The 25,499-nt window shown below is 38.5% G+C and carries 16 protein-coding genes; 14 read left to right on the top strand and 2 right to left on the bottom strand.

Annotation, left to right across the window (positions count from 1 at the left end; genetic code table 11):
* Window positions 1-12: 12 nt before the first annotated feature.
* Window positions 13-864 (bottom strand): DUF4349 domain-containing protein, encoded by an 852-nt coding sequence (locus IO90_RS05545; protein WP_034964814.1) that lies wholly within the window; start codon window positions 862-864, stop codon window positions 13-15.
* Between the two features lie 104 nt (window positions 865-968).
* Window positions 969-3,056 (bottom strand): methionine--tRNA ligase, encoded by a 2,088-nt coding sequence (gene metG / locus IO90_RS05540; protein WP_034964813.1) that lies wholly within the window; start codon window positions 3,054-3,056, stop codon window positions 969-971.
* Window positions 3,057-3,496: 440 nt separating this feature from the next.
* Here metG and IO90_RS05535 point away from each other — a divergent pair, with 440 nt between their 5' ends.
* The 14 genes from IO90_RS05535 to ilvC all read left to right on the top strand — a co-directional run bounded on the left by IO90_RS05535 (window position 3,497) and on the right by ilvC (window position 25,251).
* Entirely contained in the window at window positions 3,497-6,226 is a 2,730-nt protein-coding gene (locus IO90_RS05535; protein WP_034964810.1) for a SusC/RagA family TonB-linked outer membrane protein, read from the top strand.
* 10 nt (window positions 6,227-6,236) lie between these two features.
* Entirely contained in the window at window positions 6,237-7,814 is a 1,578-nt protein-coding gene (locus IO90_RS05530) for a RagB/SusD family nutrient uptake outer membrane protein (protein ID WP_034964898.1), read from the top strand.
* A gap of 13 nt (window positions 7,815-7,827) precedes the next feature.
* On the top strand, window positions 7,828-8,919 hold the full coding sequence (locus tag IO90_RS05525) for a SusE domain-containing protein (RefSeq protein ID WP_081871777.1): 1,092 nt from the start codon (window positions 7,828-7,830) through the stop codon (window positions 8,917-8,919).
* Window positions 8,920-8,952: 33 nt separating this feature from the next.
* Window positions 8,953-10,389, top strand: a complete 1,437-nt coding sequence (locus IO90_RS05520; RefSeq protein ID WP_081871776.1) for a SusE domain-containing protein — start codon at window positions 8,953-8,955, stop codon at window positions 10,387-10,389.
* A gap of 82 nt (window positions 10,390-10,471) precedes the next feature.
* Window positions 10,472-12,628: a glycoside hydrolase family 97 protein gene (locus tag IO90_RS05515; RefSeq protein ID WP_034964808.1), complete on the top strand. Its 2,157-nt coding sequence runs from the start codon at window positions 10,472-10,474 to the stop codon at window positions 12,626-12,628.
* Between the two features lie 253 nt (window positions 12,629-12,881).
* The gene (locus IO90_RS05510) at window positions 12,882-13,877 is read left to right on the top strand and encodes a bile acid:sodium symporter family protein (protein WP_034964807.1); all 996 of its coding nucleotides are present in this window, start codon (window positions 12,882-12,884) and stop codon (window positions 13,875-13,877) included.
* A gap of 59 nt (window positions 13,878-13,936) precedes the next feature.
* Window positions 13,937-15,784 carry a glycoside hydrolase family 13 protein gene (locus tag IO90_RS05505; RefSeq protein WP_034964805.1) on the top strand — a complete coding sequence of 616 codons (1,848 nt, stop codon included), beginning with the start codon at window positions 13,937-13,939 and terminating at the stop codon, window positions 15,782-15,784.
* 64 nt (window positions 15,785-15,848) lie between these two features.
* Entirely contained in the window at window positions 15,849-16,373 is a 525-nt protein-coding gene (locus IO90_RS05500; RefSeq protein WP_034964804.1) for a nuclear transport factor 2 family protein, read from the top strand.
* Entirely contained in the window at window positions 16,370-17,779 is a 1,410-nt protein-coding gene (locus IO90_RS05495) for an MFS transporter (RefSeq protein WP_185094381.1), read from the top strand. Before IO90_RS05500 ends, IO90_RS05495 begins: the two co-directional genes overlap by 4 nt.
* A 494-nt stretch (window positions 17,780-18,273) precedes the next feature.
* Complete coding sequence (locus IO90_RS05490; RefSeq protein WP_034964802.1) at window positions 18,274-19,176, top strand: branched-chain amino acid transaminase; 903 nt, start codon at window positions 18,274-18,276, stop codon at window positions 19,174-19,176.
* Window positions 19,169-20,854 carry a dihydroxy-acid dehydratase gene (gene ilvD / locus IO90_RS05485; RefSeq protein ID WP_034964801.1) on the top strand — a complete coding sequence of 562 codons (1,686 nt, stop codon included), beginning with the start codon at window positions 19,169-19,171 and terminating at the stop codon, window positions 20,852-20,854. The genes IO90_RS05490 and ilvD overlap by 8 nt, the downstream gene beginning before the upstream one ends.
* A 274-nt stretch (window positions 20,855-21,128) precedes the next feature.
* A complete protein-coding gene (ilvB, locus tag IO90_RS05480; RefSeq protein WP_051878326.1) occupies window positions 21,129-22,871 on the top strand; it encodes a biosynthetic-type acetolactate synthase large subunit in 1,743 nt (580 codons plus the stop codon).
* Between the two features lie 202 nt (window positions 22,872-23,073).
* Window positions 23,074-23,664: an acetolactate synthase small subunit gene (gene ilvN, locus IO90_RS05475; protein ID WP_034964799.1), complete on the top strand. Its 591-nt coding sequence runs from the start codon at window positions 23,074-23,076 to the stop codon at window positions 23,662-23,664.
* 105 nt (window positions 23,665-23,769) lie between these two features.
* Window positions 23,770-25,251 (top strand): ketol-acid reductoisomerase, encoded by a 1,482-nt coding sequence (gene ilvC, locus IO90_RS05470; RefSeq protein ID WP_034964798.1) that lies wholly within the window; start codon window positions 23,770-23,772, stop codon window positions 25,249-25,251.
* Window positions 25,252-25,499: the final 248 nt, after the last annotated feature.

Genomic DNA, 25,499 nt, shown 5'->3' with positions numbered 1-25,499 from the left:
TTTTCATTAATACTAAGCTTTATTTTTTCGTTTTCGCCATTTTCTAACTGCAAATATAATTGTCGGAATGATCAATAAAAATGGCCAGTAAGAAATCAATCCAAGCAAAAATCCTATAAAATTATTCCATCCAGCTGCAACTGAATCTGCAAATTGACTCCCAAATCCAATCTTTGAAGTCACGGAATCTCTCGGTTTGTTTTTTATTAATGTGAGTTCAATTGTGCTGTATTTTACCTTATCATCAATGAACTTTAATCTTCCCTTTGACGATTCTATTTCCTCTTCCAGTGCGCGAATATTCTCCTGGATTTCGAGAATGTCTTTTGTCGAATTGCTTTTTTTAAGAAGATCGCGGTATTTTTCTAAGTAAGTCAGTTTGTTCTCAAGTCTGATGGAAACATCGGTGTACTCTTCTGTAACATCGTCTGTGCCTACGTTTTTTGAGATAACATTTCCAAGACCTTTATCCATAGATTGCAAAAGATTATCAAAATTCTGATTAGGAACTCTGATCGTCATTTTCAACATTTCATGATCTTCGCTGTTGCTGAAGAATTCTCCCTGCTTATAGGCGTTATTTTTTTTAAGATTTTCTGTAATGATTTTTTGAGACTTATTAATATCTCCAACTTCTATTTCTATTCTTCCGTTCTTGATTATTTTGCTTGATGTCTTTAGCGATTCGGATGGAGGAGAGGCAGTTTTTTCTGAAATGCTATTTGGAGGAGGTGGAGATTTATCTACTTCGGTTTCATCAATTACTGAAACCAGAGAAGCGTCTACAGAAACTGCCTCATCATAATTTTCTTGTTTTCCGCAAGAAATAAAGAAAATTAAAATTAACAAATATAAATTTCGCATAGATTGTTTGATATTTCGGAAACGACAGCAATAATTGTGCGAAAAAAAAGATCTTTTAGATGAATACTAAAAGATCTTTTGAATATTAAATAAAATTTTAATTATTATCCTATTTCAATTCCATTTCCAACAGTCTCATCTGGCGTTACAAAAGTCAATTTGCCATCTGATTTTGTAGTTAATAAGAACATGCCTTGAGATTCAATGCCACGGATTTTTCTTGGAGCGAGATTCAGTAAAATCATCACTTGTTTTCCGATCAATTCCTCTGGTTTGAAACTCTCTGCAACACCGGAAACTACGGTTCTTACATCAACGCCGGTATCAACCGTGAATTTTAAAAGCTTGTCTGCTTTTTCTACTTTTTCTGCGGTAAGAATAGTTGCAGTTCTCAAATCGATTTTCATAAAATCATCGAACTGAATTTGATCTTTTTCAGGCAACAAAATTTTAGGAATTTGAGCTTCTGCTTCCGCACCTTCAGCTTGTGAAACTGTTTGTAGCGCAATTGCCTTTTTGTTTTCCTCTTTTGTATTCTCTAATTTTTGTATTTGGAACTCTATTGTTGAATCTTCGATTTTTGAGAAAAGAAGAGACGCTTCATTGATTTGATGTCCGATTTCGATTAAGATATTTTTGGTTTCAATATCTTCCCAATTCAGCTTTTCAACATTGAACATTTTCAATAATTTGTCTGAACTGAAAGGCATAAACGGTTCTGATAATTGAGCCAAAGCCACCGCAATCTGGGCTCCAACAAATAACGAATGAGCTGCTTTTTCAGGATCAACCTTAATGGTTTTCCAAGGTTCTTCAATCTGAAGATATTGATTTCCAAATCTAGCCAAGTTCATCAACGCGGTCAAAGAATTTCGGAATTCGAAGTTTTCTAGATATTGTGCAATTTCTGCCGCTGCTCTTTTGATTTCAACTAATTCTTCTGCGTTTTCATTTCCTGCAGGAACTACGCCATCGTAATATTTATGGATCAAAACCGCAACTCTATTTATAAAGTTACCGAAAATTCCCACCAATTCAGAATTGTTTTTGGTCTGGAAATCTTTCCATGTGAAATTGTTATCTTTAGTTTCAGGCGCAGACGAAAGCAATGCATATCTTAAAACATCCTGCTGTCCTGGAAATTCTTCTACATATTCGTGCGCCCAGACTGCCCAATTGCGAGAAGTTGAGATTTTTTCATTTTCAAGGTTCAAAAATTCGAATGCTGGAACGTTGGTTGGCATGATGTAATCGCCGTGCGCCTTCATCATCGCTGGAAAAATGATGCAATGGAAAACAATATTGTCCTTTCCGATGAAGTGAATTAAATCAGATTCTGGGCTTTGCCAGTAGTCTTTCCAGTTTTTGCCGGTTTTTTCCGCCCATTCCTGAGTGAAAGAGATGTAACCAATTGGCGCATCGAACCAAACATAAAGCACTTTTCCCTCCGCATTTGGCAATGGAACTGGAACGCCCCAGTTGAGGTCGCGTGTCATTGCCCGTGGTTTTAGACCATCGTTTAGCCAAGATTTTACTTGTCCGTAAACATTGGTTTTCCAATCGTCGTGGTGGCCTTGTATGATCCAAGAATTCAGGAAATCTTCGTACTCATTCAAAGGCAAATACCAGTTTTTGGTTTCTTTCAGAATTGGAACATTTCCACTCAACATAGAATGTGGGTTGATTAATTCTGAAGGAGAAAGGGTAGAGCCACAATTTTCACATTGGTCTCCGTAAGCATTTACATTACCACAATTTGGGCAAGTTCCAACGATGTAGCGGTCTGCCAAGAACTCGTTGGCTTGCTCGTCAAAGTATTGCTCAGAAATTTCTTCCGTGAATTTGTCCTTATTATATAGTGTTTTGAAAAAATCCTGACTTACGTCGTAATGTTTCGGAGATGTTGTTCTGGAATATTCATCAAAAGAAATTCCCAAATCGCTGAAAGATTTTTTGATGATGCCGTGATATTTGTCCACAATATCTTGAGGGGTTACACCTTCTTTTTTTGCACGAATGGTAATTGGAATCCCGTGCTCATCGCTTCCGCAAATAAAAGCCACGTCTTTTCCCAATCTTCTTTGGAATCTTGCATAGACGTCTGCCGGAATGTAAACACCCGCCAAATGTCCTATATGAACCGGTCCGTTTGCGTAAGGCAATGCGGCGGTGATCAATTTTCTGTCTGACATTATAATCTAAAATTAGAGATGCGAAAATACGATTTTCTGTTGGAAAATGATAGTTGAAGTTTTATTATTAATTTGATGATTAATGTTAATAAGTGTTCTAAAATTGATAATTATAATTTTAACATTTGTTGGTTTTAATTTCATTTTTCATTAATATAGGATTAATATTGGTTAATTTAGGAGTATAAAACGTTAAACAATCGTTTAAAAATATGTTAAAATTTCACATTTGTATAAAAACTGTTAAATGTTTTAAGGTTTTGTATATCAATTAATTAAACTGGTATTAATGTTGAAAATATCTTCGCAAACTTACATTAATTCAGAAATTTCAAAATATTTTAACAGAATGATGATTTTTTTATAAATTGCGAAACAGGATTAAATGTAATTCTAAAAACAAATTTGAAAATAATATAAACCTTAAAAATTTATTTTTTGTGAGAAACTATAATGTATTAAAAATTGCTCCTGCATTCCTATTGCTCGGATCAATGTTGCATGCACAACAAACCACAGATACGGTAAGTAAAGAAACCGAGATCGAGCAGGTTGTGCTGATTGGTTATGGTAAGCAGAAGAAAACGGATCTTACAGGATCTATAACTTCTATTACAGCGAAAGATTTTAATAGTGGAGCAAACTCTCCTGCTCAGCTTATCCAAGGGAAAACACCAGGTGTGACTATTGTAAATAATAGTGGTGCGCCAGGAGCTGGTGCTTCTATCAGAATTAGAGGTATTGGATCCTTAGGTGGAGCGCAGGCTCCATTGATTGTGATTGATGGAGTACCGCAGGATTTTAGTGGCATCAGTGGTGCTGCAGATCCGTTATCATTGATTAATCCAAATGATATTCAAACATTTGACATTCTAAAAGATGCGTCTGCTACTGCTATCTATGGTAATAGAGCATCCAACGGGGTAATTTTGATTACAACAAAGCAAGGGTCGGCAGGAAAGCTAAAAGTGAACTTTTCTACGATGATGTCGGTTTCTACTAAAATGGGAACCACACCAGTTTTGAATGGAGATCAGTATCGTGATTTTGTGAACAGTTTTGCATCTGATAATTACAAATCAAAATTAGGGACATCTAATACAAATTGGCAAGACTTGATTTATCAAGAAGCTTGGGGAACAGATAATAATTTGTCTTTGACAGGCGGTATCAAAGGATTGCCTTACAGATTATCAATCGGTTACAATGACCAAAATGGTATCGTGAGAACCAATTCTTTTAAAAGAACATCTGTTGGTTTGAATTTGAATCCAAAATTCTTTGATAATCACTTAACAGTGAATGTTAACTTAAAAGGAACTTTCAATGACAATAGATTTCCTGCAGAAGGCGTGATTGGTAGTGCCACTTACTTCGATCCAACTCAGCCAATCTACTCTGGAAATTCTAATTATGGTGGATATTACGAGTGGCTTTTGAATAATACTTTAAATGTAAATTCTAATGCCAATCCGTTAGCCCAATTGGATGCAACGCGCGATATATCTTCTGTTTGGAGAGCATTGGGTAATATTCAATTGGATTATAAATTTCATTTTTTACCAGATTTGCATTTTAATGTGAATGCAGGTTATGATTATTCCAAAGGGGAAGGTTCAAAAGTCATAAGCCCTATTTATAAATCAGGATTCTTATTTCAAGGATCAGATAGATCTTATTCGATAGAAAAGCAGAACAAATTATTGGAAACATATTTCAATTATGTTAAAAACATAGAAGCAATTGATACCAATGTAGATATTACTGCTGGTTATTCCTACCAAGACTTCCAAACACAGAGTCCTTTAATTGTTACAAATCAAGGAAATGGGCAACCTGGTGGAACAACTGCTCAAGTGGATAAGAAAGCTGTTTTGCTATCATTTTTTGGAAGAGGTATTTTTACAATTGCAAATAAATATATCATTTCAGCTTCTGTAAGAAGAGACGGTTCTTCTAGGTTTTACAATGGAACAAGAGATAATTTGTGGGGTAATTTCCCAGGAGTATCTTTAGCTTGGAAAATCAACGAAGAAAATTTCTTGAAAGATTCATCAATCAGTACATTAAAGCTGAGAGCAGGTTGGGGTAAAACAGGACAGCAAGAATTGGGTGACAATTATTACCGTGCATTTGCAAACTATTCTCCAAGTCAGCCGGGTTCTTATTATCAATTCGGGTCAGATTATTATTATATGTTGAGACCAGATATCTATAATCCATTGTTGCAATGGGAAACTACAACTACACAGAATATTGGTATAGATTACGGATTTGCTAATAACAGAATTACTGGGTCGATAGACATTTATCAGAAAAAAGCAAAAAACTTATTGGTTACTGATGCGCCAATTGCTGCTGGAGATTTAAGTAATACTAATACTATCAACGCCGGGAATATGGATTCCAAAGGTATTGAAGGATCTATCACTTTTGTACCTATTAAAAATGAAAATACAAATTGGGAAGTTTCATTCAATGCGACACATTATAATTCAGAGATTACAAATCTGATACAAGGTGCTAGTGATTCTTATTATTTGCCAGTTGGAGGTATTGCAGGAGGTGTAGGTAATACGATTCAAGGCCACGCTGTAGGATACAATCCTTTTGCATTCAGAGTTTTCCAACAAGCTTATGGAACAGATGGAAAACCTTTAGATGGTGTTTTTGTAGATAGAAACGGAGATGGAATCATCAATGCAGATGATATGTATTATTACAAATCAAACCAGCCGGATGTGACTTTAGGCTTTAATACAAAATTTGCATATCACAATTGGGATGCAAGCCTAAGTGCAAGAGCAGTACTTGGAAACTACGTGTATAACAATGCTTCTTCCAATAGCTCACTTCAATCTGCTGCAACCAATGATTATCTTCAAAATGTGTATTTCACAGCAGCAGATTACAGACTGAATACGCCACAATTTACCTCTGATATCTTTGTGGAGAATGCTTCATTCTTCCGATTGGATAATGTAAATCTGGGTTATAATTTCAAAGATATTTTTTCTCCAGGAACTAATTTGAGAGTATATGCAATGGCGCAAAATGTATTTGTCATTTCTGATTATACAGGCGTAGATCCTGAAGTATTTGGCGGTATCGATAATGGTTATTATCAAATGCCTAAAATTTATTCACTTGGATTTAATTTTAATTTTTAATAAGAGAAAAATGATACGTAAAAATTTTAAAATAATAACACTATCAGCTGTTCTTGGACTTTTGTCGTTGACATCATGTGTTAAAGATTTGGAACAAGAACCAAATATAGGAATGACTTCTTCTAATTTATTCAGTGATTTTTCAAATTACCCGAATGCTTTAGCTAAGATTTATGGAGGTTTCGCTAATGGAGGCCAAGAAGCAAATGGAGGAAATTCTGATGTTGGAGGAATTGATGGTAACTTTTCCCAATACACTAGAATGCTATATACTTTGCAAGAGTTACCAACTGATGAAGCTGTAATAGCTTGGAATGACGGTAATCTGCATACAATGCATAAGATGACTTGGGACTCTTCCAATGAGTTTATCGCAGGAGCATATTACAGATTTTATATCCAAATTGCTACTTCAAATGAATTCTTAAGAAACGTAACAGACGATAAATTAGCATCTAATAATATTACAGGGGCAAATCTTACAGAGGCAAAATACATGAGAGCCGAGGCAAGATTTCTTAGAGCTCTTTCTTACTATTACGTTCTGGATTTATTTGGAAATGGACCATTTGTGGATGAGTCTTATTTGCCAGGTTCTGTAACTCCTCCTCCAAGAATTGCACGTGCAGATCTATTCAAATTTGTAGAATCTGAACTATTGGCAGTTTCTGATGAATTGAGAGATGCAAGAACAGGGCAATACGCAAGAGCTGATAAAGCCGCCGCATGGGCGTTATTGGCAAAATTATACCTCAATTCAAAAGTTTATGATGGTAGCGATCACAATAATGATGTCATCACTTATTGTAACAAGATTATAGAAGCTGGATATGGACTAAAGTCAAAATATGAAGATTTGTTCCTAGCAGATAATGATCTTAATAATCCTGAGTTTATCTTCCCAATTGCTTTTGATGGTGTGAATACACAAACATCCGGAGGTAGTACATATATGGTTCATGCCCCAGTTGGTGGTACAATGCCTGCTGAATCTATGTTTGGAGTTGCCGGTGGATGGGGAGGTCTTAGAACAACTTCTGCATACGTAGGATTATTTACTTCTAATGACAAAAGAGGTAACTTCTACACAGATGGTCAAACTTTAGAAATCAATGATTTGGGAAGTTTTAATGACGGTTATGCCTTCGTAAAATATAAAAATCTTACAAGTACTGGAGCTTTTGGAAAGGATGCTGCAAAAAACTTTTGTGATGCAGATATACCATTGTTTAGATTAGCAGATGTTTACCTTATGTATGCGGAAGCTACTTTAAGAGGCGGAAACGGGAACTTAACAACTGCTTTAGGATATGTGAATGCACTAAGAACAAGAGCAGGTTACACTTCATCTTTGGGATCCATCAATTTAGATTTTATACTTGATGAGAGAGGTAGAGAGTTAGGATGGGAAATGACGAGAAGAACAGACCTTATACGTTATGGTAGATTTACAACAGCTGCGAAACTGTGGCCTTGGAAAGGTGGTGTGAAAGATGGAACTGCGGTAGCAGATTACAGAAATCTATATCCAATTCCTGCGAAAGACATTATTGCAAATCGTAATCTAATTCAGAATCCTGGCTACTAAATATATTATACAAATGAAAACAAATATTTTAAATAAATTAATTCTTGCTTTTGTGGCTATGTTAAGCTTAGTCACTTGTAGCGATAGAGAATTAGTGATGGTAGAAAGTACAGCACCACCTATCGTTATGGATTTATCAACAAAGCAATTATTTTTGGATCAGAATTTTCCAAGTAATCCAGCGTTAACTGTTACTTGGTCTGCAGGTGAATATTCTGTACCCGTAGCTGTTAACTATAGTGTTGAAATTTCTTCTGATGAAGCATTTACTGCACCTTATCAACTGAGTGTTGTCACAGAATCTAAGACTAATTCTACATTTACAGTCAATCAATTGAATGAGGCTGCGAAAAGAATTGGATTAGTTCCAGACGCACCACAAATGATGTATTTTAGAGTGAAATCCTATTTAGGAGCAAATGATCTGGTTGCGACATCTAATGTTACTAATTTGACCATCACACCTTACCTAGCGAGTCCAACATATGATTTTACTGATATATTCCTGATCGGTGATGCTACTGCAGGAGGATGGGATAACTTAACTACAAATGGTAATTTGCTCCCACTTACAAAAACCTCAGATGCTACAAAATATACTTTTACAGGATATTTCAAAGTAGGAGGTTTCAAGATGATCAAGGTTAAAGGTTCTTGGGATGCGCAATTTGGATTAGGAGCATCTAATGGACAACTGAGTACAGATGGTGGTTCTGGAAATATAGCAGTAGCTGCTGCGGGTTACTACAAACTTACAGTTGATACTGCTGCGCTAAGTTATACATTTGAAAAGATCACAGATCCTGTTTCAACCTATGCGAATATTTCGATTATTGGTACTGTAAATGGTAATTTCGACACAGATACGCAACTTACAAAATCAACTTTTGACCCACACCTTTGGACTGCATCATCCTTAAATTTAAAGTCTGGTGAATTCAAATTTAGAGCGAATAATGCTTGGGATGTAAGTTGGGGCGCAGATTCTGAGTTCTTTGGAACTGCTACTACCAGTGGAGGAAATATCCCTTTGGCAGCGGAATGGATCTATGACGTGTACTTCAATGATGTTTCAGGTAATTACACATTGATCCCTGTTAGATAATCTCCTATATAATTTAATATTAATTTAGATTTTATGAAAAATATTATAAAACTACTATTCGCATCTTTCTTTGTAGTGCTTACAACTTTAGCTTGTACAGATGATGCAGATAGAGACTGGACTAAGCCTGAAGCTAGTTTTAGATTGAACGACACTTCTCTCGGAAGTAACATTCTTTATGAGACCATGAAAAACAACCCATTTGTTTTAACTTGGGACAAAGCAAGTTCATCAGATTACACAATCGTTTTTTCTGACACAGAAGATTTTGCTAATAAAGTGACACTAGGAACAGCAACGACAAACACTTTTGTAACTACAGTTGGGGATGTAAATAGTAAGTTGCTCCAAGCAGGATATTCGCCCTATGCTTCAAAATCTGTGTACATTAGAATAGAGTCCGGAGCAGAAGTTTCAAATGCTATTACTTTTGCAGTAACTGTATATCCTGTTGCAGGTCCAATTATCACAGCACCAACTGCTGGCTCTGCTTTGGTACTCAACTCGGCAGATCAAACTGCGATTGCAACTACAATCACTTGGAATGATTATTCCAATTATGGAGTTGATGTTAAGTATTTGGTGGAAGTGGCTAAAAAAGACGCAACTACTTTTACTTCTATAGGAGAAGTGACAAATGTTAAATCTTTAGCGGTAACAAACAAAGATCTTAATACAGCAATTGTAAATTCTGGCGCGACTATGAATCAGCCAAATGATATTGATGTAAGAGTTACTGCAAGCACAACTTCAACTGGTGGTTCTATCGGTTTGAAATCTGCGATTGTAACATTCAAAGTGACACCTTACCAAGTAGACTATCCTAACTTCTTCTTAGTTGGACAAGCTTCTGCAGCTGGTTGGGATGCGGCAACTTCGATTTCTCTACACAAGAATGATAACTTTGCAGAAATCTACACTTATCTAGAGCCTGCTGAATTCAGATTCTTGGGTCAAGCAGATTGGAATCCATTAAACTATAGCATTGATGCTGATGGCATCAAGGATGCTTACAAATATTTCAAAACAGTCTCTTCTAACGTGGAAAAAGCTGGCGGAGACGAGAATATGAAATTTACGGGAGCTGCAGGAATCTATAAAGTAGTTGTTAACGCAGATTTCGGAGTTAAATCATTGACTGTTACGCCAACAACGAGTGTTTGGGATGTTCCCAATCTCTATATTGTTGGGACTATCAATGGTTGGGCAGCAGATGCCGCTCTTCCATTCAGTCCACTTGGAAATGGAAAGTTCGAGTACATTGGTCAATTGGCAAATGGTTCTGCTTTCAAATTCCTTGGTCAGCAAGCTTGGGATGGTTTAGAATGGGGTAATATCCATTCGGAAGGCAACACTGGCTACTTAGGAATCAAAGGAGATAACAACAATATCAAATTTGACGGAGGAGACAATTACTTCAAAATCACTGTTGATCTTAAAGTTGGAAAATACACTATCACTCAGCTTTAAAATTGAATAAATCAGATGTAAAAGTGTTGCCAATGTGCAACACTTTTTTTATATTGTAAGACATATATAAACCTTAAAAAAAATGAAAAAATTCACCATTGGAGCAGCTTTGCTTACTATGATGTTTAACGGAGTCTATGCTCAGAGTTTAAAGTCGCCAGACGGAAAATTTGAGATGAATTTCCAACTGAAAAATGGCGTTCCAGTTTATAATTTAAAATATAACGGAAATGTGGTTGTAGAGGATTCTAAATTAGGATTGAGATTGTTCAAAGATTCATCTATCAAGTTTGCCTCCGAGATTGCAAAACCGGAGGACGCCAGTTTCGATCTCAACAATGGCTTCACAAAAACTGCCGAAAAAAGAGATTCCAAAAACGAAACCTGGCAACCAATTCTTGGAGAAAAGAAAAATTATATCAACCATTACAACGAGCTAGCATTGACGCTGAATCAAACTTCTTCCGACAGAAGCATCGTTGTGAAATTCAGATTGTTCAACGACGGATTAGGTTTCAGGTATGAGTTTCCTCAACAGAAAAACCTTAACTATTTCGTCATCCGCGAAGAAGATTCCGAGATTGATTTTCCGACAGATATGAAAGCCTGGTGGATCGTGGCAGATTACGATTCTCAGGAATATCAATACCAAACTACAAAAATCTCCGAGATTCCAGCGCAGTGGCCAAAGGCTTATGACTCGAATGCATCGCAGACTTTGATCAAAAATGCCGTTCAGTCACCTTTGATGTTGAAAAAAGAAGGCAAAGAACCACTTTACGTGAATGTTGGAGAAGCGGCAGTTCTGGATTATCCGGCTTCCCATTTGGAAGTGGACGCTCAGAATTTCAAATTCAAAACACATTTGACGGCTGACAGACAAGGGGCAAAAGCTTATGTTCAAACGCCATCTACGACACCTTGGAGAACCATCATTGTTTCGCCAAAGGCTGAGGTGGTGATGGATTCCAAAATGATGTTCAATCTGAATGAGCCAACAAAATACAAAGACACATCATACATCAAACCAACCAAATATATGGGCGTTTGGTGGGAAATGATTATCGGAAAATCACAATGGGCATATTCCACAGCAGAAAATGTTCACATCGATAAAACCGATTTCTCAAAACTGACACCCAACGGAAAACACGCCGCCAACAATACAAAAGTCAAAGAATATATCGATTTTGCATCTGCAAACGGTTTCCAAGGATTGCTGATAGAAGGCTGGAACACAGGTTGGGAAGATTGGTTCGGTCATTCCAAAGAATTCGTTTTCGATTTCATCACACCATATCCAGATTTCGATATCAAAATGTTGAATGACTACGCACATTCCAAAAACATAGATTTGATCATGCACCACGAGACTTCTGGCTCTGCAACAAACTACGAAAGATGGGCAGACAAAGCTTTCCAATTGATGAACAAATACGGTTACAAATCTGTGAAAACAGGCTACGTGGGCGACATCATTCCAAGGGGTGAGCACCATTATTCGCAATGGACCAACAACCATTACTACAGAATTGCAGAGAAAGCAAACGAATACAAAATTATGGTCAACTCGCACGAATCTGTGCGTCCCGGCGGAGAAAGCAGAACCTATCCAAACTGGATTTCTGCAGAAGCGGCGCGTGGAACGGAATATGATGCCTTCGGCGGAAACAATCCAGATCACCACGTTATCTTGCCATTTACAAGATGGATGGGCGGTTCTATGGACTACACGCCTGGTATTTTCCAAACCAAATTGGACTATTATTTCCCAGGCGACAAGCGTTTCGTGAAAACCACACTGGCAAAACAGTTGGCACTTTATGTGACGATGTATATGCCTCTTCAAATGGCGGCTGATTTACCCGAGAATTATGCAAAACATATGGACGCTTTCCAGTTCATCAAAGATGTGGCGGCAGATTGGGACGATACCAAAATCCTTTCAGCGGAACCGGGCGAATATGTACATACTGCAAGAAAAGCAAAAGGAACAGACAACTGGTTTGTAGGAGGCATCACAGATGAAAATGCTAGAGACTACACCGTAGATTTCTCGTTCCTGGACAAAGGCAAAAAGTACGAAGCAACAGTTTACGAAGATGGTAAAGATGCCGATTACATCACCAATCCGCAGAGTTACAAAATCTACAAAAAAACAGTGGACAGCAAAACCAAACTTCCAATCCACTTGGTAAGAAGCGGTGGTTACGCCATTTCCCTGAAACCAATAAAATAAAAATTCCCCTTCAACGCCCTCTCCATTTGGAGAGGGTTGGAGTGAGGATTTTTTAGGAGCTTAATCCCGCTTTCCGCTACTACTCCTCGCGCCAAAGCTTTTCCCAAGGCTTGCTGTGGGGTAACCGCTACAATCGGGGCTATGGGCTTTCAATACCAATCAACACTTTGTCAAATCGAAGATTCGGCGTAGCCAAAGTTTCAAATCTTTGACAAAGTGTTTTTCTCTCAAATTTTTTTCAAAATCCTACGATATGAACTGGATTTCCAAACTTTTCAACAAACAGAATACCTTTCTTTTCCTTTTGATAGGAATGGTCATATTGGCGAAAGTCATTCCGTTCCACGAGTCTTACAACCAATATTTCAATCTGGCCGGATTCATAGATTGGGGAATCGCCGGAATTTTTCTGTTGTATGGACTGAAGCTTAATCTAAAAGAAGTCGTAAAAGATGTCTCAAATTGGAAACTGCATTTACTGATTCAATCTGGAACTTTCATTATTTTTCCATTGCTGGCGTTGCTGTTTTATCCGTTTTTAAAAGACACATCTTACTATAATATTTGGCTTTCCGTTTTCTTTTTGGCTTGCTTGCCTTCTACGGTTTCATCCTCCGTTGTAATGGTTTCAATTGCAAGAGGAAATGTAACATCAGCGATTTTCAATGCTTCGATTTCAGGAATTATTGGTATTGTGATGACTCCACTTTTGATGAGTTTCTTCTTAATCAAAAATGGAGAATCGGGTGACCAAGGCGAGATTATTCAACAATTGTTGTTAAAGGTTTTGTTGCCGATTATTTTAGGCGTTTTGCTCAATCCAATCTTCAAAAAATGGGTAACCAAATACGCGAATGTCATTTCAGAATTCGACAGACTGATTATCTTATTAATCGTTTATGAAAGTTTCTCTACGGCATTTATAGAAAATATCTTCGTTGCGGTACCTTCGTTTGTATTCTTGGCTTTGGCGTTTAGCGTTGTCTTTTTATTTTTCGCCACTTATTATATCCTGAAATTCATTGCAGAGAAACTAAACTTCAAACCAAAAGATGTCATCACGACAACATTCTGTGGTTCAAAGAAATCCTTGGTTCACGGAAGTTTATTTCTCTTAGTGTTGGGAATTCCGGATGAGCAGAAAGTTTTGTTTTTGTTGCCGGTAATGATATATCACAGCTTCCAATTATTCTACGTAAGTTGGCTCGCCAACAAAATCGCAAAAAGAACGGATGTTTCTGAAAATTAAATTTTCAATAGTATCTGAAATTTTGTTTAAATTTAATATAGACCTTAAAAAAATATTTTATGAAAAAAATAATCACATTTTCTTCAATCATACTATCTTCCATTTTCTACTCCCAAGTTCAAAAAGTAGAACCTGCATTCTGGTGGAGCGGAATGAAGAATCCAGAACTTCAACTCCTGGTTTACGGAAAAGACATCAACAACCTCCAACCCGAATTCTCAACAGGAATCAAAATCAAAGAAGTTAAAAAAGTAGAAAACCCAAACTATCTTTTTGTTACGATTGATACAAACGGCGTTCAACCAGGAAAAACAAAATTGAACTTCAAAAACGGAAACAAAACAGTCAAAACCATAGATTACGAATTCAAAGCAAGACAGCAGAATTCGGCAAACAGAGATTCTTACACGTCTGCCGATGTAATGTATCTCATTATGCCAGACCGTTTTGCCAATGGAAATCCGAAAAATGACAACACACCAGACACAGCCGAGAAATCTGACAGAACAAAAACTGGCGGTCGTCACGGTGGTGATATCGCCGGAATTGTAAAAAACCTCGATTATCTTAATGAGTTAGGTGTTACCACAATTTGGAACACGCCTTTGCTGGAAGATAATGAACCAAGCTATTCCTACCACGGCTACGCACAAAGCGATTATTACAAAATCGACCCGCGCTACGGAACCAACGAAGACTACAAAAACCTGGCGGACGAACTTCACAAACGAAAAATGAAACTTGTGATGGATTACGTGACAAACCATTGGGGTTCAAAAAGTTGGATTATCCAAGATTTGCCAGCAAAAGATTGGATTCATTATTGGGAAGGTGGTAAAGATGGTTTCCAAAGAAGCAATTACAGAATGACAACACAGTTTGATACGAACTCGGCAAAAGTTGATGAAGAGGCTTGTATGGACGGCTGGTTTGACACCACAATGCCGGATATGAACCAAAGCAATCCAATGGTTGTCAATTATATGGCTCAAAATGCGATTTGGTGGATAGAATACGCTGGTTTGGACGGTTTCCGTGTGGACACCTATTCTTACAACGATAAAAAAGGAATCGCCGATTGGACAAAAAAAATCACGGACGAATATCCGAAATTCAACATTGTTGGTGAGGTTTGGATGCACGACCAGGCGCAGATGTCTTATTGGCAAAAGGATTCCAAGATTTCAGCAATCGAAGGTTACAATTCATATCTGCCGTCTGTGATGGATTTCACTCTGCACGACGCGCTTGGTCAGGTTTTTCGTGAAGATGCCGGCTGGGATTCGGGAATGCAAAGGGTTTATGACAATTTGGCGAACGATTTTCTGTATCCTGATATCAATAATCTTTTGGTTTTTGCTGAGAATCACGATACGAATAGATTTAACCAGATTTTCCCGAATGTTGCAGATTACAAACTGGCGATGAGCTTAATCCTAACAGTTCGTGGGATTCCGCAGTTGTATTACGGCTCCGAGATTGGAATGGCTGGCGACAAAAACAATGGTGGCGATGGCGAAATCCGAAAAGATTTCCCGGGCGGTTGGGCTGGAGATAAAAACAACGCTTTCACAAAAACCGGAAGAACAGCTTCTCAAAACGAATACTTCGATTACACCAAAAAACTCTTGAACTGGAGAAAAGGAAATGAGGCGATTCACTCAGGGAAAACTTTGCATTACATCCCGAATGACAATGTCTATGTTTATTTCCGATACACAGATAGCAAACGCGTTATGGTTGTCATCAATAATAATAAAAACAATCAAAACTTAGATTTGAAGCGATTTTCCGAAGGCATCAAAAACTTCACAAAAGGAAGAGACATCCTTTCTGACAAAGATTTCGATTTGAAAACAAATTTGTCTGTCGCTGGAAAATCTTCATTAATTTTAGAGCTTAAATGATAAATTAATTATGCCGAATTCGACATAATTAAAAATTTAGATTAGTTTTAAAAATAAAATTAAAATGAAAAAAATAATTTCACTTTTCATCCTGACGTTTCTAATATTTTCAGGTTCAATTTCTGCCCAGAAAAAAGGCTTCTACGAGAATGTTCAGAAGAAGAATATCAACAAATTGCTGGATGATTTCAACACATTTGCGGGCAATGCGGATTTCGATAAATACTTCGACTGTTTTGCGGAAGAATCGACTTTCATCGGAACAGACGCGACTGAAGTATGGAACAAAAAGGAATTCAAAGAATGGGCAAAACCATTTTTCGATAAGAAGACAACCTGGAATTTCAAATCGTTGAAACGAAATATCTACTTCAGCAAAGACGGAAATTACGCTTGGTTTGACGAAATCCTTGATACCCAAATGAAAATCTGCAGAGGTTCTGGCGTTGTCGAAAAAATCGGTGGGAAATGGAAAGTGAAACAATATGTTCTCTCTGTAACAGTTCCAAATGAAGTAGTGGACGAAGTGACAAAAATCAAAGCACCAATTGAGGATGCTTTAATTCAAAAATTAAAAATCACAAAATGATATCAAAACAAAGTAATACGATATTTACAAAACGAGTTAAGCCAAATCTCTCCATCGCTCAGATTATCAATATGAGTATGGGATTTTTGGGAATCCAGATGGCCTTTGGATTACAAAACGGAAATGCGAGTCGTATTCTCGCAAACCTTGGTGCTGACGTTCACGAGCTTTCGTGGTTCTGGTTGGTGGCGCCTGTCACGGGACTGATTGTGCAACCAATTATCGGTCATATGGGCGATAATACGTGGAGTCCGCTTGGTCGTAGAAAACCGTACTTTTTGATTGGTGCCGTTCTCTGTGCGATTGGATTAGTTCTCCTTCCAAACGCAGCTTCCGTAACGCATATGATTGCTGCAAATGTTTTATTGCTTGCCGTTATTTTCCTTGCGATGATGGACTTTTCTGTCAACATTGCAATGGAGCCTTTCCGGGCTTTGGTGGGTGATATGTTGCCGAAACATCAGGGAACTTTAGGGTTTTCCATCCAAACCATTTTGATTGGAGTTGGAGCCGTGATTGGTTCAGAAATGCCAAATTGGTTAACGAAATTAGGTGTTTCAAATGTAGCAGCAGAAGGTTATGTTGCAGATAATGTGATTTATGCATTTTATGTTGGCGCAACTGTTTTGATTGTTTCAATTTTGTACACGATTTTCACGACAAAAGAATATTCTCCAGCAGAGTTTGCAGAATTCGAAGGTGGAAAAGACGTGTTAGAGGAACCTTCGAAGTTTTCTGATATGTTCAGAGATTTTGCAAATATTCCGAACTTGATGAAGAAATTGGGAATCGTTCAATTCTTTTCTTGGTTCGCGCTTTTCACGATGTGGGTTTTCACAACCAGTGCTTTGGCAACGCATCATTTCGGACTTTCTCCGCAAGACACCAAATCCGTTGACTTTAATAAAGCTGGAGATTTGACTGGACATTTGTTCGGACTTTATAATTTATTTGCAATTCCTTTTGCATTTTTATTGACACCGATTGCTAAAGCGATTGGAAAAAAACAAACCCACGCATTGGCTTTGGCGAGTGGTGGTTTGGGATTGATTTCAATGTATTTCATCAAAGATACTTCGATGCTTTGGATTTCGATGGTAGGATTGGGATTTGCTTGGGCAAGTATTTTGGCGATGCCTTATGCGATGTTGATTGACGCTATTCCACAAAGAAAAATGGGCGTTTATATGGGGATTTTCAATTTCTTCATTGTTGTTCCTCAAATCATTAACGGTGTTTTTGGAGGACCAATAGTTTCAAAACTTTTCGGAAATATGGCGATTGATTATGTGGTTGTTGGCGGTGCTTGTATGTTGTTAGGTGCTTTGATTACTTTGATTTTCATTAAATCTCAGGAAGAATCACCGAAAGAAATTGAAGAAGAAATTCAACAGGTTCATTTTTAATAATAAACTAAGTCACACTGAGCTTTTCGAAGTGACTACAAATATAAAATCCACCAATCGGTGGATTTTTCGTTTTTATTGATTAAAATTTCATCAAAAATTGAAATTTAAAACCAAAATTTTAGATTCAAAGTAAAATTTTAGGCATCGTAATTTTTTCAGCTTTCAAAACTTGACAATCAATACTTTATATCTGATTTTGGTTTTGATGAATATCGTATAAAAAGGAATATTTTATGTGTTTTTAATATCATTGAAAAGAAATTTTTGTGAAAACATCAATGTTTATTGGAATTAGTTTATACATTTGTACCGTTGAAAACAAACAGATGAATAGCACAATCATTATTCTTGTCATTCTTGTCATTATCGGATTCCGGTGGTGAGTGATGGCTTGTGATAATTATTGAATTGAAATAATACAAACCATTCTCACTGCGAGGATGGTTTTTTATTTTCCTAAATCTAACAAACAAATATAAAATCGATACAAAATGTATTACAATGACGACAGTGTTCTCTTTTTTGATGGGGAATATGTAAAAGCAAAAGAAGCCAAGACCGATTTGTACGGTCAATCGCTACACTACGGATATGCTGTTTTCGAAGGGATTAAATCTTATAAAACCGCCAACGGAACCAAGATTTTCAAAGCGGAGGAACATTACGACAGGCTCAGAAGGTCTGCACAAACGATGATGATGCCGTTCGATTATTCTACCCAAGAAATGGTGGAAGCAACTTACAAATTATTGGAAATTAATAATTTATCAAACGCATACATTCGTCCACTCGTCATTTGTTCTCCAAATATGGCCTTGTCAAAAGGACAAAAAAGTTTTCTCGTCATTGAGGTTTGGAATTGGGACAATGGTTATATGGCCAATCAAATGAGAATTATGACATCGTCATTCGAACGTCCAAATCCGAAAGCTTTCAAAGTTGAAGCAAAAGTGAGCGGTCATTATGTAAACTCGATTTTGGCTTGTCAGGAAGCAAAAGACAAAGGTTTCGATGAAGCTTTAGTTCTGGACGCTGACGGAAACGTGGCAGAGAGTTCCGGCGCTAATATCTTCTTCGAAAGAGACGGCAAACTTTTCACACCTGCAAAAGGCAGTATTCTTCCCGGAATCACACGAGCAACGGTTTTCGAAATCTGCGACCAACTGGGAATTCCTTACGAGGAAAAATTCTTCAAACCAGAAGAAATGAAAGGTGCAGACGCCGGTTTTTTCTGTGGAACTGCCGCCGAGATTGTAGCGTTAGGTTCTCTTGACGATGTTCCCTTCAAACTGAATTGGGAAGAAAGTTTAGCATCGAAAATTCAACAGGCTTATCGTCATTTGGTGTTAGAAGAAGATTATTCATACTTGAAATCAAACCTGCAATATGTGTAACGTAGAACTGAACAAATATTCCAAAACACTTACGAAAGACCCGACACAACCTGCAACTCAGGCAATGTTTTACGGAATCGGTTTTGAAGAAGAGGATTTCGACAAAGCGCAAATTGGAATCGCAAGTATGGGCTATGACGGCAACACTTGTAATATGCACCTGAATGGTTTGGCTGAGATTGTGAAAAAAGGCGTCAAAGAACAAAACCTAGTTGGCTTAATGTTCCACACCATCGGCATCAGCGACGGAATGACCAATGGAACGGACGGAATGCGTTATTCGCTCGTAAGTCGCGACATCATTGCAGATTCCATCGAAGCCGTTTGCGCTGGTCAATATTATGACGGATTGATTACCGTTCCGGGTTGCGACAAAAATATGCCGGGTTCTTTGATGGCAATGGCTCGTCTCGACCGTCCTTCGATAATGGTTTATGGCGGAAGTATTGCGCCTGGACATTACAAAGGTCAGGATTTGAACATCGTTTCCGCTTTCGAAGCTTTGGGAAACAAAATCGCAGGTAAAATTTCTGACGAAGATTTCAAAGGCGTGATAAAAAATTCCTGTCCAAGCGCCGGTGCGTGTGGCGGAATGTACACGGCCAACACAATGGCTTCAGCAATCGAAGCACTCGGAATGAGTTTGCCGTATTCGTCATCTTATCCAGCATTGGGTAAAGAGAAAAAGGAAGAATGTCAGTTCGCCGGACATTACGTGAAAATCCTTTTGGAAAAAGACATCAAACCATCCGACATAATGACGCCAAAAGCGTTCGAAAATGCTTTGAGGTTGATTATGATTCTTGGTGGAAGTACCAATGCAGTTCTCCATTTTATCGCCATCGCAAAATCCATCGGTTATGATTTGACTTTAGATGATTTTCAAAAAATCAGCGACGAAACACCATTTTTGGCAGACCTCAAACCAAGCGGAAAATACCTGATGGAAGACCTTCATAACGTTGGTGGCGTTCCAGCGGTGATGAAATATCTATTGGATTTAGGCTTGCTTCACGGCGATTGTTTGACAGTAACAGGAAAAACAATTGCTGAAAATCTGGAACACGTCACTTCGATTATCGATAGACAACAAAATATCATTCACGATATCAAAGACCCAATCAAAGCGACGGGACATATCAGAATTTTGTACGGAAATCTTGCTGAGAAAGGCTCTGTTGCAAAAATTACAGGTAAAGAAGGCAATTATTTCAAAGGAACAGCCATCGTTTTTGACGGCGAAAAAGAATTTATCAAAGGCATCGAAGATAAAAAAATCCAAGAAGGAAATGTAGTCGTTATCAAAAACGAAGGTCCAAAAGGTGCTCCAGGAATGCCGGAAATGCTGAAGCCAACTTCCGCTTTGATGGGTTCTGGTCTCGGTAAAAATGTAGCATTGATTACCGACGGCAGATTTTCCGGAGGAACACACGGTTTTGTAGTCGGCCATATCACGCCGGAAGCCTTTGCCGGAGGATTGATTGGTTTAATAAATGATGGCGATGTGATAGAACTGGATGCTGAAAAAAATACCATTAACGCATTGTTGTCTGAAGAAGAAATTGCAAGAAGAAAATCCGAATTTCAGCAACCAGATTATAAAGTGAAGCGTGGTGTGTTGTACAAATATGCGAAGTCTGTAGCCGATGCGTCACAAGGTTGCGTCACAGATTTATAAAATTTTAATTAATGAGATATTATTTTGGGCAGCTATTTCCGCCCTCCGCTCCCAATCTTTTTGCCTCCGCTTTTCCAGCCGCAAAAAAGGATTTCCGCTCAGGTCGGGCTGCAATCATATTGGGTTTCAAAATAATATAATCACAGCGAATCCGAAGGATTCAATATCAGTAGCCGTAGGTGCAACCTATGGAAGAAATGAAATATAATCAAACAGAACCCGAAGGGTTCAATATCAATAGGTAAAACTATGGTAGAAATAAAAAGACATTAAAATGAGTAATACCATTTCACAAATAGAAAACACAGAATTAGAACAACAGAAAGCCGTAGAAATCTCCGGTTCAAAAGCCGTTTTAGAAGCCTTGTTACAGGAAAATGTACATACTGTTTTCGGTTATCCGGGTGGCGCAATTATGCCAATCTATGATGCTCTGTACGACTATTCTGACAAACTAAAACATATTTTGGTTCGCCACGAGCAAGGCGCAATTCACGTGGCTCAAGGATTTGCGAGAACTTCTGGGAAAACGGGAGTTGTGTTTGCAACAAGTGGTCCGGGCGCAACCAATTTGGTGACAGGTTTGGCCGATGCAATGATAGACAGCAATCCCATTGTGTGCATCACAGGTCAGGTTTTTGCCTCACTTTTGGGAACGGATGCTTTTCAGGAAACAGATGTCATCAACATCACAACGCCAGTCACAAAATGGAATTATCAAGTTACCGATGCAACAGAAATTCCGGAAGCAATTGCTAAAGCTTTTCACATTGCAAGTACAGGTCGTCCAGGTCCGGTTTTGATTGACATTACCAAAAATGCTCAGATACAATTATTCGAATATTTGGGATATAAGAAATGCAACCATATCAGAAGTTATCGTCCCGAACCGGAAATTAGAAACGAATATATCGAGCAAGCTGCAGAACTCATTAACCAAGCCAAAAAACCATTTGTCATTTTTGGACAAGGCGTGATTTTAGGAAAAGCAGAAGAGGAATTCAAAGCATTTATTGAAAAAACAAATCTTCCAGCAGCAGCGACTGTAATGGGATTGAGTGCCTTGGAAACCAGTCATCCTTTGCACGTTGGAATGTTGGGAATGCACGGCAATTACGCGCCAAACGTAATGACCAACGAATGCGATGTTCTGATTGCGGTCGGAATGCGTTTCGATGACCGAGTGACTGGACGTTTGGACAAATATGCGAAACAAGCTAAAATCATTCATCTTGATATTGACCCTGCCGAAATCGATAAAAATGTGAAAACCACAGTTCCGGTTTGGGGAAATTGCAAAAAGACTTTACCGATGTTGACGGCGCTTCTCACAGAAAATGACCATTCAGCTTGGCTAAACGAATTCCGTGAGTTGGAAAAAGACGAAATCAAGGAAGTTATCCAGGAAGAACTCAATCCAACATCTGAAGTTTTGACGATGGGAGAGGTTATCAAAGTTCTGAATGATTTAACGAACGGCGACGCAATCATCGCAACAGACGTTGGTCAACATCAGATGGTCACGTGCCGATATGCAAAATTCAATCATTCAAAATCCAGCGTAACATCAGGTGGTTTGGGAACAATGGGATTTGGTTTGCCAGCTGCGATTGGCGCTTGGTATGGCGCACCGGAAAAAACAGTTGTTGCCATCATCGGAGATGGCGGATTCCAAATGACCTTGCAGGAGTTGGGAACGATTATGCAGTTTGGAGCGAAAGTCAAAATTATGATTCTCAACAACGAGTTTCTTGGAATGGTAAGGCAGTGGCAACAATTGTTCAATGAGAGACGCTATTCTTTCGTGAATATCACAAGTCCGGATTTCGTTGCAGTGGCAAAAGCTTATTACATCGATGGACAAAGGATTTCTGACAGAGAAAATCTGAAACCCGCTTTGGAAACAATGCTCAACCACGATGGCGCTTATCTTCTGGAAGTAATGGTTGGAAAAGAAAATAATGTATTCCCAATGGTAACTCAGGGTTCATCGGTTTCCGAAATTCGTTTAAAATAAATTTTCAATAAAGGTCTGAAAGGCCGATTTAATATAAGGATAGGATGAAAATCCTACCAATAAAATTTATAAATATCAGAAAACCCGAAGGGTTTAAATATCAGTAGCCGTAGGTGAAACCTATGGAACATAAATTAACCTTCCCAAGAACCCGAAGGGTTCAATACCAATAAGATAATGGGAACTTTGGAAAAACAAAACAATGGAAAAACAAGAATTTACCATCACCTTATACACCGAAAATTCTGTAGGATTAATCGGCAGAATATCAGGAATTTTCTCACGAAGAAAAATCAATATCGAAAGTTTAAACACTTCGCCTTCCGAGGTGGACGGCATTCACAGATTCACGATTGTCATTAATGAAAATGATGAAGTTGTAAGAAAACTTTGCCGACAATTAGAGAAGCAGATTGACATTATGAAAGCCTATTTCAACACAGACGACGAGATTGTCTGGCAGGAACAGGCGCTTTACAAAGTTCCGGCAAGTGTGGTGACAGAAAAGGTTTATGTGGAAAGATTGCTTCGTCAATACGGCGCTTCGACGGTTGTGATTCGGAAAGATTACATCGTCTTTGAAACAGCAGGTCATCGTGAAGAAATTGACCGTTTGACCGAAGAACTCAACAAGTACGGACTCATCGAATTTGTCCGAGGCGCAAGAATCGCCATCATCAAAAACAGCAGAGGAATCCACGACAAAGTCCTCGAGTTCGAACGAAGAGAACCTTCCGCCGAAATCGTAGAAAATGAATTCCTGGACAAACGAGACGACGTCTTCACAATGTAGTTTCAAAGAAAAATTTAAAAATTATAAAAAAATATTAATCCTAAAAAGTAGTACAGTAATTCTCATTACTTAGTACATCATACTTTTTACTTTTTACAAAAAAATATGGCAAATTATTTCAATACCTTATCACTTAGAGACCAGTTGCACCAGTTAGGACAGGCAGATTTTATGGACAGTTCAGAGTTTTCTGACGGCGTTTCTGCGTTGAAAGGAAAGAAAATCGTAGTCGTAGGTTGTGGCGCTCAAGGTCTGAATCAAGGCTTGAATCTTCGCGACAGCGGACTGGATGTTTCTTATACATTACGTCAGGAAGCCATCGACCAAAAAAGAGATTCCTGGAAAAATGCAACCGACAATAACTTCAAAGTCGGCACTTACGAAGAACTGATTCCAACTGCGGATTTGGTCATCAATCTGACGCCCGACAAACAACATACTTCCGTAATCAATGCCGTTCAGCCTTTGATGAAAGAAGGCGCAACCTTGTCCTATTCCCACGGCTTCAATATCGTGGAAGAAGGAATGCAGATTCGTAAAGATATCACCGTAATTATGGTCGCTCCAAAATGTCCAGGTTCCGAAGTTCGCGCCGAATATCTACGAGGTTTCGGCGTTCCAACCTTGATTGCCGTTCATCCCGAAAATGACCCGCAAGGCAAAGGCTGGGCAGAGGCAAAAGCTTATTGCGTGGGAACTGGCGGTCACAAAGCCGGCGTTTTGAAATCATCTTTTGTAGCTGAGGTGAAGTCCGATTTGATGGGCGAACAAACCATTTTGTGCGGACTTTTGCAAACGGGTTCTATCCTTTCGTTTGATAAAATGGTGGAGAAAGGAATCGATGCAGGTTACGCTTCCAAATTGGTTCAGTACGGTGTCGAGGTCATCACGGAAGCCTTGAAACACGGCGGTGTAAGCGGAATGCTGGACAGACTTTCCAATCCTGCCAAACTGAAAGCCTTCGAATTGTCCGAGGAACTGAAAGACATTATGCGTCCACTTTTCCAAAAACATCAGGACGACATCATCTCCGGCGAATTCTCCAAAACAATGATGGAAGACTGGGCAAATGGCGACAAAAACCTCCTGAAATGGCGTGCAGAAACCGGCGAAACCGCTTTCGAAAAAACACCTGCAGGCGATGTAAAAATAGATGAACAGGCCTATTTTGACAATTATCTTTTGATGTCAGCCTTCATCAGAGCCGGCGTTGAACTGGCGTTCGAAACGATGGTCGAAGCTGGCATCAAACCGGAATCTGCTTACTACGAATCGCTTCACGAAACGCCTTTGATTGCCAACACCATCGCCAGAAAAAAGCTCTTCGAGATGAACCGTGTGATTTCCGACACCGCAGAGTACGGCTGTTACCTTTTCGACCAGGCTTGCAAACCTTTGCTGGCGGATTTTATGAAATCGGTGGACACAGATTTGGTCGGAAAAGACTTCAACAAAGGGAAAAATGCGTCGGTTGACAACGCCCAACTGGTTCACGTGAACGATATTTTGAGAAATCATCCCGTTGAGGTTGTCGGTAAAAAATTACGTCAGGCAATGACGGCGATGAAGTCCATCAAAACAGTTTAAAATTAGGAGCTAATCCCGCTTTCCACTATATCTTTTGCTCTTCGTTTCTCATCACAAAAGGATGCCGTTGCAAAACGAGGAACGAGTTTCGACGATTCAAATAAAAAAATATAAACTGTGAGTCAATCGGGGCTATGGGATTTGTCATAAAAATAAAGTTGGTTCCTGAATTCAAATTTTGTCATTCTATTGGAAACCTAAAGCAGTGATTCGACAAAGTCAATCGCAATAGTCCTTATTTCTACCGG

Origin of the sequence: Chryseobacterium sp. FH1, assembly GCF_000735135.1 — a bacterium.
Lineage (GTDB): Bacteria > Bacteroidota > Bacteroidia > Flavobacteriales > Weeksellaceae > Epilithonimonas.
This window is presented reverse-complemented; position numbering and strand designations above follow the sequence as displayed.